This is a genomic window from Mycoplasmopsis agassizii (assembly GCF_002272945.1).
GTDB classification, from domain to species: Bacteria; Bacillota_I; Bacilli_A; order Mycoplasmatales; family Metamycoplasmataceae; genus Mycoplasmopsis_B; species Mycoplasmopsis_B agassizii.
Map to the genome: position 1 here is coordinate 43,780 of NZ_NQMN01000002.1, position 16,050 is coordinate 59,829.

At 30.9% G+C, this 16,050-nt stretch carries 8 protein-coding genes; 2 read left to right on the forward strand and 6 right to left on the reverse strand.

The window, feature by feature from the left end; translation table 4 throughout:
* The first annotated feature begins 4 nt into the window (after positions 1-4).
* The gene (locus tag CJF60_RS02885; RefSeq protein WP_084232013.1) at positions 5-838 is read left to right on the forward strand and encodes a MurR/RpiR family transcriptional regulator; all 834 of its coding nucleotides are present in this window, start codon (positions 5-7) and stop codon (positions 836-838) included.
* Between the two features lie 76 nt (positions 839-914).
* Positions 915-3,047, forward strand: coding sequence for an ATP-dependent Clp protease ATP-binding subunit (locus CJF60_RS02890; protein WP_084232012.1), 2,133 nt, complete (start codon positions 915-917; stop codon positions 3,045-3,047).
* Positions 3,048-3,141: 94 nt separating this feature from the next.
* On the opposite strand, the gene CJF60_RS02895 is transcribed toward CJF60_RS02890, so the two are convergent.
* The 6 genes from CJF60_RS02895 to rpmA form a co-directional block, all read right to left on the reverse strand.
* Positions 3,142-5,544 (reverse strand): hypothetical protein, encoded by a 2,403-nt coding sequence (locus CJF60_RS02895; RefSeq protein ID WP_084232011.1) that lies wholly within the window; start codon positions 5,542-5,544, stop codon positions 3,142-3,144.
* A 138-nt stretch (positions 5,545-5,682) separates the two neighbouring features.
* Positions 5,683-9,987 carry a DNA-directed RNA polymerase subunit beta' gene (locus tag CJF60_RS02900; protein WP_084232010.1) on the reverse strand — a complete coding sequence of 1,435 codons (4,305 nt, stop codon included), beginning with the start codon at positions 9,985-9,987 and terminating at the stop codon, positions 5,683-5,685.
* 182 nt (positions 9,988-10,169) lie between these two features.
* Positions 10,170-10,997, reverse strand: a complete 828-nt coding sequence (locus CJF60_RS02905) for a nitroreductase family protein (protein WP_084232009.1) — start codon at positions 10,995-10,997, stop codon at positions 10,170-10,172.
* A gap of 105 nt (positions 10,998-11,102) precedes the next feature.
* Positions 11,103-14,774, reverse strand: coding sequence for a DNA-directed RNA polymerase subunit beta (gene rpoB / locus CJF60_RS02910; protein WP_084232008.1), 3,672 nt, complete (start codon positions 14,772-14,774; stop codon positions 11,103-11,105).
* A gap of 202 nt (positions 14,775-14,976) precedes the next feature.
* Positions 14,977-15,711 (reverse strand): DNA-processing protein DprA, encoded by a 735-nt coding sequence (locus tag CJF60_RS02915; protein WP_084232007.1) that lies wholly within the window; start codon positions 15,709-15,711, stop codon positions 14,977-14,979.
* 77 nt (positions 15,712-15,788) lie between these two features.
* The gene (gene rpmA, locus CJF60_RS02920; RefSeq protein WP_084232006.1) at positions 15,789-16,046 is read right to left on the reverse strand and encodes a 50S ribosomal protein L27; all 258 of its coding nucleotides are present in this window, start codon (positions 16,044-16,046) and stop codon (positions 15,789-15,791) included.
* Positions 16,047-16,050 lie beyond the last annotated feature (4 nt).

Here is a 16,050-nt window from a genome sequence, read left to right on the forward strand (position 1 = left end):
AAATATGATTAAATTAACTAATCGTGACGGGATCAAGTTAAGTAAGAACGAAATTATCCTGTTAGATTTTATTGAACATAACACTGAGACATTTTTAAAAATGCCTATTAACCAGCTTGCAGATGAATTAAAAATTGCAACTGGTTCAGTTTCTAGACTGGTTAAAAAACTAAACCACAACAACTATCAATCTTTCAAAATTTATGTTGCCGAACTAAACACATCAATTGCCACTCATTCTCCCGATGACCAAATGAGTGGACTAGTAAAAAAAGCAAATCAGGTTTTTAATCATTATTATTTTGCAATTAAAAATAATTATGAAATGATCAATATTGAACTACTAGAAAAAGCAATTAAGTGAATCTACAAAACTAAAAGTATTTTAGTTTTTGGAATTCACTCTTCATATTCAGTCGCTAGAGAATTAGGGCAAGGACTTGCTACTTTAGGTTTTGAAAGTCACGTTTCAAATAGCGTGCACGAAGTTATTTTATCTTTAAGAAATAAATATTTACAAGAAACCATGATCATCATGTTTTCTAAAACTGTTTCTTCAAAAGAAAATCGCTACATCATTCAAATTGCAGAAAAATTCAAAATCAAAGTTTTATTAATAACTGAAAATACTAAAATTACAAATACTGAAAATCGTTTAGTTCTTAGATTTGCTTCACTTAGTCAAGAGAGACGAGTCAATGCTTTATCTAGTCGAGTTGCTCAGTTATTTTATGGCGACATTATTTTAAAAGTTTTGGAAGAAACACTGATCCTTAAAAACGTTAATAATCAAGATCTTTATGACAATTTTAAAGATACTTGAATTAACGGAAAATAATTTTATTTAATTTTTAGCACTCTAAGCGTTAGAGTGCTAAAATATTATTATTAGATAAAATTATTAAGGAGAAAAGATGAATGCAACATTTACAGAAACAGATAACCGCAAACCTTTAGAAAAATATGCTCGTAACTTGACTCAACTAGCAAGAGAAAACAAGTTAGAGCCAGTTATTAATCGTGATAGTGAAATTCGTGAAATTATCAGAATTTTGAGCAGAAAAAGCAAAAATAACCCTGTTTTAGTGGGTGACCCTGGAGTTGGTAAAACTGCTCTAGTCGAAGGATTAGCTAGAAAAATAGTTGAAAAACAAGTTCCTATTGATTTACTAGGTAAAGAAGTTTATGAAATTGATCTAGCTTCAATTATTGCAGGTGCTTCTTATCAGGGGCAATTTGAAAAGCGTATGAAGGACTTATTAAAAGAAATTAATGAAGCAAATGGCAACATCATTGTCTTTATTGATGAGATTCATATGTTAAACGGCATGGGTAAAAACAGTGCTGAATCAGGGCTTGATGCAGCACAAATGTTAAAGCCAATGTTAGCCAGAGGACAAATGCACATGATTGGGGCAACGACCTTAAAAGAGTATAAAAAATACATCGAAACTGACCCTGCATTTGAAAGAAGAATGCAAAAAATCTTAATCAATGAATCATCAGTAACTGACACAATTACAATTTTAAGAGGAATCAAAGATCGCTTTGAATCATTTCACAAAGTTAAAATTGATGATGAAGCATTAGTGGCTGCTGCGCAAATGTCAGACCGCTATATTGCTGATCGTTTTCTACCTGATAAGGCAATTGATTTAGTTGATGAAGCAGCTTCAGCAATTAAAGTTGAAATGAATTATGAGCCTTTGCCTTTAATTGAAATTAAAGAAAAAATTGCTCGTTTAGAAATGGAAAAAGTTGCTTTAAATTCAAGTGACAGTTCTAAACATGAAAAACGTATTAAGGAAATTAATACTGAATTAACTAAGTTAAACGAAACTTTTGCTACTCAAGAAAAAGCTTGAAAAGCAGCAAAAGCTAAAATGGATAAACTAGCTGAATATCAAGAAAGACTATATGATCTTAACCATCAAATGGACTACTATAACAGTATTGCTGATTATGGAAAAACTGCTGAAATCAAATATCGAGATATTCCTAAACTAGAACAAGAAAAACTTGAACTAGAAAAAACCTTAGAAAATAGTGAAGAAAGATTAATTAAAAATAAGGTAACTCGTGAAGAAATTATGATCGTAATTTCTAACTGAACAGGCATTCCTGCAACCAAATTATTAAAAGATGAACGTGAAAAAATTCTCAATCTTGACAAGGAATTGGCTAAAACTATAAAAGGTCAAGATGAAGCGATTAAGGAAATTCATCGCATCATCATGCGCAATAAAGCAAATATCAACGACTTAAATAAGCCAATTGGTTCATTTTTATTCCTAGGACCTTCTGGTGTAGGTAAAACAGAATTAAGTCGTGCGCTAGCTGCACAACTATTTTCAAGTGAAAATGACTTAATTCGTTTAGACATGTCAGAGTACATGGAAAAACATTCAGTTTCTAAAATCATTGGTTCACCTCCAGGTTATGTAGGTTATGAATCAGGTGGACAAGTAACTGAAAAAATTAGAAGAAAACCTTATTCAATTTTATTAATTGATGAAATTGAAAAGGCTCACCCTGATGTAGTTAATATTTTCTTACAAATGCTTGATTCAGGCCGTATAACTGATGCACAAGGTAGAGAAATTAACTGTAAGAACTTGATTATCATTATGACAAGTAATTTAACTGCTGAATTAGCACATGCAGGTGCAACTGAAGTAGAAGTGCAAGAAGCATTAAATAAATTTTTTAGACCTGAATTTGTCAATCGAATTGATTCAATTATTACTTTTAATAAGTTAACAATTGAAGTTAAAGAAGAAATTGCTAGATTAGAATTAGCTAAGGTAGCGCAGCGCTTAATTATGAATAACTACCATATTTCATTTGATGAAAGTGTTGTGCAAGAAATGCTTAAAAAAGCTTTTAACGATAACTTTGGAGCAAGACCTATTAAACGCTTTATTCAAGATAAAATCGAATCGTTACTTGCTTTTGAAATCGTTAATACATCAATGAAACAAGATTTATTCTATGTAGTTTACTTTGAAAACGGTAACTTTACTTTAAGAAAATCACTTCCAAATTAATCTGAAAATCTGCTTTCGGGCAGATTTTTCTTTTGCCTTAAATTAGTAAATTTCAAGAAATAAAAATGAACTTCGCATTGGAAGTTCATAATTTTTAGATTTTAAATCCAGTAATTTTAATTGTAAATGTTTTAATAATTTTATCAAGTTGAGCAGTTACTGTCATATTGATTGTTGTTTTATCTTTAGCATCAATTTCAAATTCAAACTTTGTAAAAGGTGATTGTGCTAGCGATCTAAATTCAACTTGATCTCTTGGATTTAAATACATCGCAATTGCATCAATGATGTATGTACCGTTAGTATAACGGTTATCAATTTCTTGTTTAAAGATATAACTTGAAACATCTTTGGCAATTGTATAGGTTTTATTTGTGAAGAAATTTACACGTGTTTGAATTACGTTGTAAACAACAACATCGTTATAATCTGATTCTAAGGTTAGAGTTAAAGTCTCTTTTTTATTAGTAATTATGTTGTTAAATTCTAGGTTAACTTTTAACATATTTCATGTTAATTTATCACTTGCATTATAAGAAATAGTTGTCACCTTTAAATCGTATTTATCAAATAAATCTTTAGTTGCTTGATCACTAATTAAACCTTTAATTATGTCTAATCTTTCGGCGCTACTTTTAACTAAAAGATCTTGATAAAAGTCACTAATTACTGTGCCTGGTTTTAGATGTAAATTTCTAAGTAAGAAGACTTCTAATTTTAATTTTCATAATGAAAAATTTGTTTGTACTTGGTTTGGATCATTTAGTCCTTCACCAAAACCTGTTACTGTAAAAATGTATTTTCTAGATAGACCATTTAATTTTAATGTTAGGTAAAGTTTTAAATTATTATCAGTTAATTCTAGTTCTAATTCTCGCTCTGTTTTATCAGCTAAAATTTGATCAATTCTACCCTTACCAGCTTCACCTGATTCTTCTTTTAATGCATTTAATAATACATCGCCTTCTAAGGTTTTAATTCGATCATAAAATGATTTAACTTCTAGTTCATTATTGCTTCTTAATTGAATATCAAAAGTAATGAATTTTGATTCGAAAGTATCGAAAAATGCGATGATTTCGGTTGCTGTTTGACTTAATTCAGGTGCTGGTGAAGATGCTCCAAAATTTAAAATTACATTAACTTTTTCATTTAATCCATTTTCACTAATTACAAAGAATTCTGCTCTTAAAACATCTTTATCATTTGTTAAAGTTACGTTTTTGATAAATGAATTTTTTAGAATGTTTTTGCTATCTTCACTAATTACAAATTTAGCAAATATTTCTAATTTTTCAGTGTTTAAAAATTTAATAGATCCATTAGGATTTAGAGTTTCAAAATAACTTAAATATTTTTGTTTATTTCAAATTGAATTTAAATTTCAATCAGCAGTTTTAATGGAATTTAGAACATCATAAAATGCTTTATAATCACTGTCATTTTCCAGTTTTCATTTATGTGTAATTTCTTTTTGTTCTGCTTCAGTTCTAAAATTATTTAACTTCAAAATTGCTGAATAATCAGCATCATTAAAATTATAAGTTAGACTAAAAGTTAGGTTGTCATTTTCTTCATCTTTGAAGCTAAAAGATAAATCCTTAACTGATTTTAAAGAGTTATTAAATTCACTAATTTTGGCTTTAAAATTATCACTTCATGCATCATTTAATTTAATCTGATTTTCTTCAATTATGATTGAATTTTTAAATGCTTCTCTAGTGATAGATGTTGCCATATCAAGTGTTTGATTATTTAAAGCATTATAAATTGTTGTTGCTAATTCATCTTGATTAACTTCAGAAAAGTTAGCAAATTCAAAACTTAGACACTTTTTGTTTGCAGGTACATTTGTTTGCTTAATGTCAAATTTGATAGTCGCTTTTTGTGCTTCAGTTGTAACTTCATAATTTTCAAAAGTTACATTATCAATATTTGTTGATACTTTAAAATACTGCTCAAATTTAAAAATATCTGAAACAAGATTTTTAAATTGTTCGCTAGTAATTTTTTTGCTAATTGATGCACGTGCAGCTTCAACTGTTGTTGTAATGTTATTTACAATTGCATCTAAATCAATTCTAGTGAATTTTAAAAATCCACTAAGTTCAAAATCCTTACTTGCAGTATCAACATTAGTTGCATTTGCAACTCTAACAGAAAGTTTTAATTTACCTTCTACATCATCAGGATCTTTAATTGCTAAAGTCAAATTATAAGTTCCAAGCACTAGTTCGTTTAAACCAAATGCATTTCTTAATTTTTCCTGAGTATCTAATTCACTTTTAAGAACTGAAGGTGATTTACCAATAATACTTTCTTGTATTTTGTAACTTGTTTCTGCCTTAATAAGAATTGCAGCAGCATTAATATCTATCGGTGTTGGCCGTGATGGATTACTTGGTGTGCTACATGAAATGGCTGTTGCTACAATTGTAAAACCACTTGCAATTAATGCAAGTTTTAAAAAACTTTTTCCTCTTTTATTTTTGATCATAGTCTTCCTTACTAAAAATTGTAGGTAAATTATAATAGAAAACTTGCAAATTAAGTTTTTTCTATTAATTTTGAATTATTTTGAAAATAGTTGCTCAAAGAAGTAAAAATAGCCTACTTTTGAGGCTATTTTTGAGTTTTAAAAGTCCATTCCTTCGATGTCATCTTGGAACATATTCAAGATTTTTTGATCGATTTCGATCGCATGATTGTGTTTTTGACGATGTCTGAAGAAGTCTTTAGGATCTTGGATATTAAATTTAGAGTTTTTACCAGTTGAAACATTGGTTCCAGCAGGAATTTTGTGCCCTAAAATGATGTTTTCTTTTAGACCGCTTAATCTATCAATTTTTGATGAAATTGCAGCATTAACAATAATTTTTGCACTTTCTTGATATGAAGCAGCAGCTAAGAATGAATCAGATAATAAAGGAATTTGTTTTGCCCCTAAAATAACTGTTTTACCAAATGGTGGGCGCTTTCCTTCTGATAATAATTTACCTGTAATTTGTCTAAATTTGTCACGGCTAATTAATGAACCAGCAACTAATTGAGAATCACCTGGTAAGCTAACTTGGATTTTTGAAAGCATCTGACTAATAATGATTTCCACATATTTATCGTTAATTGCAATCCCTTGCATACGATAAATTCTTTGGATTTCTTTTAATAAGTAAGATTGCACAGCACGTGGTCCAGCGTATTCTAATAATTGGTTTAGAATAATTGGTCCATCGACAATTTTTTCTCCAGGTGCTACTTTATCACCAACTTTTACACGAATACTTGAAGTTGTGTTGGCACTAATTTTATCTTCAACTGTGCCGCCATCTGAAGTTCCATATAAAACAGTAATTTGATAGTCTCTAAAGGCTCCATTGCGGTGCTTTCTTTCTTCGATATTAAGGATTTCACCGAATGTTTTAGCAATTTCAGCTTGACGTCCTCAAGGTTTTTGGTAAGCATCGATTAACTCTGATAAACGACCAAAACCACCAGTAATATCTTCAACACCAGCAACCCCTCCAGTATGGAAAGTACGCATGGTTAGCTGTGTACCAGGTTCACCAATTGATTGACTAGCTGTAATTCCAACTGCTTCACCAATTGAAACTGTTCTTGAGGTTGATAAGTCTTTTCCAAAACATTTTTGACAAACACCATTACGTGTTGCACATGCTAAAACTGAACGAATTTCCACTGCTTCATGATGTTTAATAATTTCACGAGCCATTGATGGAGTAATTAATTCATTTTCTTTAGTAATAGTGTTTCCGTATGGGTCTTTAATTTCTCTGATACTAAAACGACCTTGAATTCTTTCAAATAAAGGTACAATAACTGATTTAGTACGGTTATCAATAATTGATTTAATTACAAATCCACTATCAACACCACAATCAGGTTCGCGCACAACAATACTTTGAGCAACGTCGATTAACCGTCTAGTTAAATACCCTGATTTAGCAGTATTTAAGGCTGTATCAGTTAGTCCTTTACGAGCCCCGTGGGTTGATGAGTAGAACTCAAAACTTGTTAACCCTTCTAAAAATGATGACTTAACAGGGATTTCAACGGTTGAACGAATAACACGCTCATTTTCAGCATCGGCTTTTAATCTTTGCGCATTATTTGCCATCAGTCCACGTAGTCCTGCTAGCTGCACGAAGTTAGAAATAGTTGCACGAGCACCACTATTCATCATGATAAATAGTGGGTTGAAAGTAAAGTCATTATTTTCAATCACTCGTTTTAAATCACCTTGGATATTTTCTTTAATTTCAGATCATTTTCTAATAGTTAGTGAGTAACGCTGATCATCAGTAATTCAACCTTGGTTGTATTTTGATTTCAGTTGGTTAGTGTATTCTTCACCTTCACGAATCTTATCGTTTTTGTTTTCAACTGTCATAATGTCAGCAATTGAAATTGATGTTCCTGAAATAGTTGAGAACTTAAATCCTAGATCTTTAATTTTGTCTAAGAATGAAGCAATTGAATTGACATATTCGAATCAAACATATTCAAGTAATTCGATGTATTGTTCCATTTCTCATAGAGGTGTATCTAGTTTGCGTTCAATTTTTAAACGTTTATTGATTTTTTCAAAACCAATAATGGTGATTTTTTCAAGCATTGAAATGTGAGTGTAATTTAAATCATAACCTTCAACATCTTTAATATTTGCTAGTAAATCACGTACGTTTGTATAGTTTTCAGCATTTAATTTATCAATTACTTCTGCTAATTCTGCTTTAGAAATACTTGGTAAGTATTTTTCGTAAATTGCACGAATAATACGAGCAACATTTTTCTTAGTTAAAGCATCATTAATAGGTTTTGACTTGATAAATTCTTTGATGTCTCCACCATAAGGAACTTGATAATTTTTAAAATAATCATTTCTTGCATAGGTGGCTTCAGTGTTATCAAAAATGAAGTTAAAACTTTCAGGAAAGGCTTCATTAAAAATGAATTTACCAACTGTTGAAATTACATAACCTTTATTAGTTGAAACTGTTGAAAGTTTGTTTAGATTTTTAAAAGGCATTGCTACACGAGCGTGTAAGCTAACAATTCCTGAATCGTATGCTAATTTAATTTCATCCAAATTAGCAAACACATGTCCTTCACCTTTAGCACCTGCAATTTCCATTGTTAAGTAGTAAATTCCTAAAACCATATCCTGAGAAGGGTTGATAATTGGTTCACCATCTTTAGGTCCTAGAATGTTACGGTTAGCATATAAAAGTTCTTTTGCTTCACGGACTGCTTCATCAGAAATCGGTACGTGCACAGCCATCTGGTCACCATCAAAATCGGCATTGAAAGCTTCAGTAACAAGTGGGTGCAAGCGAATTGCACGTCCTCTAATTAAAACTGGTTCAAAAGCCTGAATTGATAAACGGTGCAAGGTAGGCGCACGGTTAAGTAGAATTGGTCTACCTTTAATAACTTCAGCAACTTCAGGTCAAATAATCGGGTTTAAATTTTCAATTAACTTACGAGCATTTTTAACTGAGTGGGAAATTTCTTTTTGAATTAGCCGTTTAATAATCCATGGCTCAAATAATTTAGCAGCCATTTCACGAGGAATTCCTGCTTGGTGAATTTTTAAATTAGGACCAACAACGATAACTGAACGACCTGAATAATCGACACGTTTTCCTAAAATATTTTGACGGAAACGTCCTTTTTTACCAGTTAAAGCATCAGCTAGTGATTTTAAAGCACGGTTATCTTTGGAAACAACTGGTTTAGGTTTTTTCTTAGCATTATCAATTAAAGCATCAACTGCTTCTTGAATCATTCTTAACTCATTTTGTAAAATTAATGTTGGAGCATCTGAATCAAGTCATTTTTTAAGACGATTATTTCTGATGATAATACGGCGATATAATTCATTAATATCACTAGTTGAGTGACGCCCACCATCTAGTTGTACAAGTGGTCTAAGTTCAACTGGAATAACAGGTAATTTATAAATTAACATGTTAATTGGCTCTTGTTTAGAGTCAATAAATGAGTTAATAATTTTTAGCCTCTTATATAAAATTGAACGTTCTTGTTTTTTAGAAACAGGTAAGTGTGAACCTGATAACTCACCCTTATTAATTTCGTTAATTTTTTCACGAACTTTTTCACGTTCTTCTTCTAAATTAATATTTTTTAATAAGTATTCGATCGCACGACTTCCAGTTGCAATTTTTGCATCTGAATATTCTTCGATAACTTCGTTTAATTCGTAAAAATCAACACCATAATCTGGTCCTGATTTTGATTCAGAAATTTCAATAATTTCATTTAATGATTCATCAATAATTTCTTGAGCTTCTTCATCATCTGGTAAACGTTCTTTAAGTTCGATTAAAACATTTTTATAAATTTCAGCAGCATTATTAATGTTGATGATTTTATTTTTAGGTAGATTTTTTAAGCCGCCTGATTCTAAAATGATATGTGATTTATAGTAGATAACGTTTTCTAAATCAGTTTTAGAAACGTTTTCTGAACTATTTTCAACTCTTAAACCAAGTAGTTTTGAAATAATTGAGTGATCAATTTTAAAGAATCAAAAGTGCACAACAGGTACATGTAAAGTAATGTGACCCATTCTTGAACGTCTTGCTAATTTAGGTAAAATTTCAGGTTTTTCAATTTCACAAAGAGAAGTTGCATTACAAATTTGACCTTCGTTTGATTTTTTATATTTACGCCCACAAATAGGACATTTATAGTCAGTTGTTGGACCAAAAATTAATTCATCAAATAGACCATATCTTTCAGGTTTATATGATTTATAGTTAATAGTTTCTGGCTTAGTAACTTCCCCATGAGATCATTCTTCAACGTCTTTTTGTGTTACTAATGAAAGTGAAATTTTTTGGATTTTATTTTCGTCAATCGAGTGGTATGCTCGTGTTTTAATAATTTCTTTTTCCATATAGTTCTCCAGTCTTAATTTTTTAATTAAATAAAAATAAGAAAAACAACCTAAGTTATTTTTCTGACTTTAAAATTCTTGATTCTTATTTAATTTCAATGTTTCATCATTATATAGATTAGCATCGAAAAAAAATAATTATTTTTTTGAATTTTTAAGCCATTTTTTGATATGCAAAAAACCTATTTATCTTCGTCTTCAGTAGGCTTTTTAAGACCAAAAGTAACGGCTGTTAAATTTTCTCGTGGCTCATTTGAAAATTCAGGATAGTCTTTATGTGGATCAAATAATGGTTTCATGAAATCTGTATAAACGTGTGAAACATCTTTGGCATAGGCATTAACCATTGCTTTGGTTCAACTTGTATCAACATTCATCACATCTTTTCAGAATTTAGTTTCAACTGCATCAAAATCTTTGACCTCTTGAGCAACTTCATTTTTGTCGTATTTATCAATGTAAACACGATTTAAACGTGGTCTTTCTAAAGCTGGTCCATCGCTTTTTCCGATGTTTACAGCAATTACAGGAAAGACGTTTTCTGGTAAGTTGTATTTTTCTTTTAAGTATACAGGTAGTCCAAAATGACGTACACCTCCAACAATTGTGCTGTTATATCCTAAACTTTCAGCAGCAATAACTGCGTTTTGCAACATGATATAAGCATCACCTCAAGCGTTTAAGAAGTTGTCAAAAGTTTTGATAACTACGCTTTGATTTTGTACTTTACTTGCAGTTTCAATACGGTTAAAATCAATCATGAAAACAACTGTAATTGCTGAAGTTAAGTAGTGTTTTTGTCTTTCAATATTTACTTTTGCAAAAATTTCTTCTTTGACTTCAGGATCTTTAATTACTAAAGCACTAACATGAAATTTATTGCTTGAAGTAGGTGCTGCATTCATTGCTTTGACGATTTCATCTAAATCTTCAGGAGTAATTGAATCACCACTCATTTGACGGTGTGAACGACGTTTTAAAATTAAATCAATGGTTTGATTTTTAGGCATTTTTTTCTCCAATTTTGAATTATTTTTAAGTTTAAAAAAATTGCTTTTCTGGTTATTAAAACAATAAAAACAGCAACATGTATGCTGTTTTTGATCATTTAGACCTTAATTTTCGTAAGCATCAATGTTGAAATCAGAGTCCATATCTTCGAATTCGATATCATCTAAATCATCAACATCACCGATTTCATTTTCTAAATTATCATCGGTATCTTTTTCATGAACTTCGAACTTAACTCCTAGTCCACGAAGCTCATAAGCTAGCACGCTAAATGATTCAGGAACTCCAGGTTTAGGAAGTGCTGTACCACTAGTTAAAGCACCATATAAGTAATTTCTACCTTCAATATTATCTGATTTATAAGTCAAGATTTCTTGCAAGATATTGGTTGCTCCATATGATTCTAAAGCTCAAGTTTCCATCTCTCCAAAACGTTGTCCCCCGTTTTGAGATTTACCTCCAAGAGGTTGTTGAGTAATTAATGAATAAGGTCCAACGCTACGTGCATGCATCTTATCATCAACCATATGTGAAAGTTTTAACATGTACATCATTCCAACTGAAACAGGGTGGTCAAAAGGTAATCCTGTTTGAGGATCATAAATTTTGGTTTTACCACTTCTATCAAGTCCTGCATTTTCTAGTTCGCTTTGAATGTCTTCTCATTTGATTCCATCAAACACAGGTGAAACGAATTTTGCACCTGTTAAGCGACTAACCATTCCAAGGTGAAGTTCAAAAACTTGACCAATATTCATACGAGAAGGCACCCCTTGAGGATTTAATAAAACATCAAGTGGTGTTCCATCTTCTAAGTATGGCATATCTTCTTCAGGCACGATTCTTGAGATAACTCCCTTGTTTCCATAGCGCCCAGCCATTTTATCTCCGACTTTGATTTTACGTTTTTGAGCGATATAAACTTTAACAATTTTATCGATTCCATCTTCTAATTTATCTCCGAATTTACGGCTTAGAATTTGAACATCAATAACTGTTCCTTGGTGTCCGTTTTTAACTTTTAATGAAGTATCTTTTTTAGTAGTAATTTTTTGGTTAAAGATGCCATTTAATAGTTTTTCACTAGGACTTGTGTTTTCATCTCCACGAGGTGAAACACGACCTACTAAAATGTCTCCAGGTAAAACTTCTGAACCAATATTAACGATACCTTCATCATTTAAGTTTCTTCTTGAACGCAAACTTACGTTAGGAATTTCAGCAGTTAATTCATCATCTCCTGCTTTTAGTTTTCTAAACTGAATGCTTTGTTCTTCAATATGAATTGAGGTTAAAGTATCATCTTTGAATAAACGCTCGTTAATGATAATCGCATCCTCAAAGTTATAACCTTCAAAAGTTGAAAAACCAACTAATAAGTTTTTACCAATTGACATTTCTCCGTTTTTAAAACTGCTTCCATCGGTAATAATTTGACCTGCTTCAACTGTATCGCCAACTTTAACGATTGGAGTTTGACTCATGACAGTTCCTTGGTTAGATCTTTCATAAGAAAGGAGTTGATAAACATCGGTTCTAGTTTTACTATCACTATCTGAAAAAGGTTGAATTTTGATTTCTTTTCCATCAACATAAATAACTTTTCCAGCACGGTTTGCTTTAACGTTAGCAGAAGAATATTTAGCTAAATCGGCTTCAATACCAGTTGCCACATTAGGTGCTTCAGCAACTAATAAAGGCACTGATTGACGTTGCATGTTCGCCCCCATTAAGGCACGGTTAGCATCGTTATTTTCTAGGAAAGGAATACATGAACTAGCTAATGAAGTCATTTGATTTGAACTAACTGAAACATAATCAACTTCGGTAGCATCAACAATTGTATATTCACCGTTATATTTAACGGTAACTTTAGGGTCAATAATTCTGTTATTATCATCTAAATTAATAGTTGATTGGGCAAAATGCAGATCTAATTCTTCATAAGAAGTTAAATAAATAGGTTTTGAAGCATCAACTACACCGTTATTAACTCGGTAGTAAGGAGTTTCTAAAAATCCTAAATCATTAATTCTTGCAAAAGTTGCTAAGTTTAAGATCAGTCCGATATTTTGACCTTCAGGTGTTTCAATTGGACAAATTCTTCCATAGTGAGTTGTATGAACGTCACGAACTTCAAATTGAGCAGTATCACGGTTAAGTCCACCCATCCCTAAAGATGTAATTTTACGTTTTGAACTAATTTCAGCTAAAGGATTTGTTTGGTCCATGAACTGTGAAAGTTTTGATGAGTTAAAGAATGTTTTAATTTGGTTTTGCACCATTTTATTGTTAGTTACATTTTTTGGTGTAATCTTAGAAGCTTCTCTAGCAGAGATTTTTTCTAAGGTGTTTTTTTCCATTTTGTTTAAACCAATGATGAATTGGTTTAATAATAATTCACCAACTGAAACAATTCTTTTATTAACAAGTGAATCAGGATCATCATCTAAACCAATACCATCACCTAGGTTAAAGTAGTAACCTAAAGCGGCAATAATATCTGAAACTAATAAGTGTCTTTCATTTGAAGAAGGATCGTTAGCAATAACTAAATAACTGTTATCTTCTTCAGGATTAGTTTCTGCTAAATCACGGTCACGACGGTTTTTAAAGATACGAACTTTAATCACATTTACACGTTTTCTTAATTCATTATCTTCTTCTCCATAACGTGCATAAACATCGTCTGATAAAGAAGTTTCTTTAGTTAATTTGCTTAGAGGTAAAATCCCGTCACTAAAAGCTTTTTGGATATCTTTAGCAACTTGCTTATCGATTTTAATTCCTTTTTCAAAGATGATTGCACCTTTAGAAGTTTTTAAATCTTCAGCTAGATAAGTCCCTGTTATACGGTCTAATAAGGTTAACTTACGGTTGATGATAAAGCGCCCTGATGCTGTTAAGTTATAGCGTTTTTCATTAAATAATAAAGAAGCAATTAAGTTTTTAGTTGCTTCTTTAGTAACACGGTCACCCTTACGAATTGTTCTAAAAATTTTCTCTTGAGCATCACGAATGATGGTTCTATGTTCATCTTTAGAAAAATCGTATTTATCTTTTTTCAAGGTTTCTAATAAAGTTTCACTTTTACCAAAAAGGTTGATCATGTCTTCATGTTTTAGACCTAGAGCAACTAAAAATAGTGAAAGTGAAAATTGTTTGTTTTTGTCAATTCTGATCTTAACATTGTCAATTGAATTACCACTAACTTTATGTTTAATTTCAACTCATGAACCCATACGAGGTAATAAATCGACCTTGTTGAAAAGATCGTCAGATTGTTTGTCACGAGTTTTAGTTGAAAAGTAAACTCCAGGTGATCTAATCAACTGTGAAACAATAATTTTTTCACTACCATTGATAATAAATGAACCACCACGGGTCATTAAAGGAATTTCACAAAGTAGAACTTCATCAGTTGCAATTTCCCCTGTTTCAGTTACTTGCTTTTGTAATTTAACATGAATATTTGCAGCGTAAGTTGAACCTCTTTGCTTTGCTTCACGAATTGCTTTAACTTCTGAAACTAGTGGCTTTTCAATTCTTAATGAATTATGAACATATGAAATTTCCACTTTTCCATTGGTTGAAACAATTGGATAACTATCTCTTAAAGTTTTCTCGATTTGTTTGTTTAAAAATTCTTCAAAAGAATCTCTTTGCATTTCTAAAATGTCTGTTAATGGTAGGTTATTCTTAGTTTTTGAATAGTCTCTACGCTCGGTAATTGGACCAAATTTTCTTAAGACATAATTAGTTTTATTAGTTGCCATTGTGCTCCTTTAAGCTAGAAAATGTTTCTTTTGCATTCTCGACTTTGCTAACTTTTTAAACTCTTTAAAATATTAATAAAAAGCCATTGCAAAGTAATGCAAATAGCCTTTTTATTTTATAGAATTTTTTAAATAAAATCTGAAAAATTTTATTTATTTTTAGCCCCTATTTTAGGGGCTTTTCGTTGTTTTTTAAGAGTTTTTAATTATATTTGAATGTATTTGTCAGGTTGCTTGCACCTTCATCTAATAAGCCCTGATTTGCTGCATTTTTGTCTTTAGTTTCAAAGACAAAAATCTCTTTTCCTAGTTCTAAAAAGTAGTGCAGTTGGTTTAAAATTTTGCTTGAAGGTTTTAATTTTAACAAACTTAATTGCTTAGATAAATGAGCGATCATTTCATTACGTTCATAAAATCTTGAATGCTTTACATGAACATATCAAGGGTATTTGGTAAGTAATAATTCTTTATCAAAATTGATCTTATTATTCCCTAAATACGGGCTTTCTAGACCATTTGCAAGCACGTGAATAATGCCAATATTTTGCTCACGTGCTTTATTAATTATCTGACTTTCAAAACCTGGAAAATTACTTGTGATTAAAGTAATTTTAGGATGATTTTCAAAAAAATCATTCATTAAATGAACTGCTTCAGCATCTTCAATGTCACCATTTAAGGTGTGCTTATTAACTGAATTTAAAAGTTCAAAATTACCTTTATAAAATAGTACAAGTGGAGGTTTATTACTATTTAAAAGTTCCTTTGGATATTCATCATCTAAGATCGTGATGAACTTAATATCTAGTTCCTTCATCTTGTTTAAGTAAAATAAATAAACTCCATAGTCAATGGCATTACGTTTATTTATATCATTGTAAGCGAGTGTAAAGTCGCCTTTATTTTTGATTCAAAAATATACGATTATATCTTCCATCTAATTCCTTTGTAAATTGCTTAAAAATGAAAAAAGGGTGCCTATAAATAAGCGCCCTTTTTATTGTGTAGTGAGTTTTATTTTCTTTCGCTGTATACTGAAGCGTATTTACGATTTCTACGTGATTCGTATTTTACAAATCCGTCAATTTTTGTAAATAAGGTGTGATCTCCACCCATACCTACATTTTCACCAGGAAAAATTTTAGTTCCTTTTTGACGGTAAATGATTGACCCAGCACTTGCAAATTGACCATCACCTAGTTTTGCACCAAGGCGACGACCAGCTGAATCACGACCATTACGAGTCGAACCACCTGCTTTTGTTTTTGCCATGTTC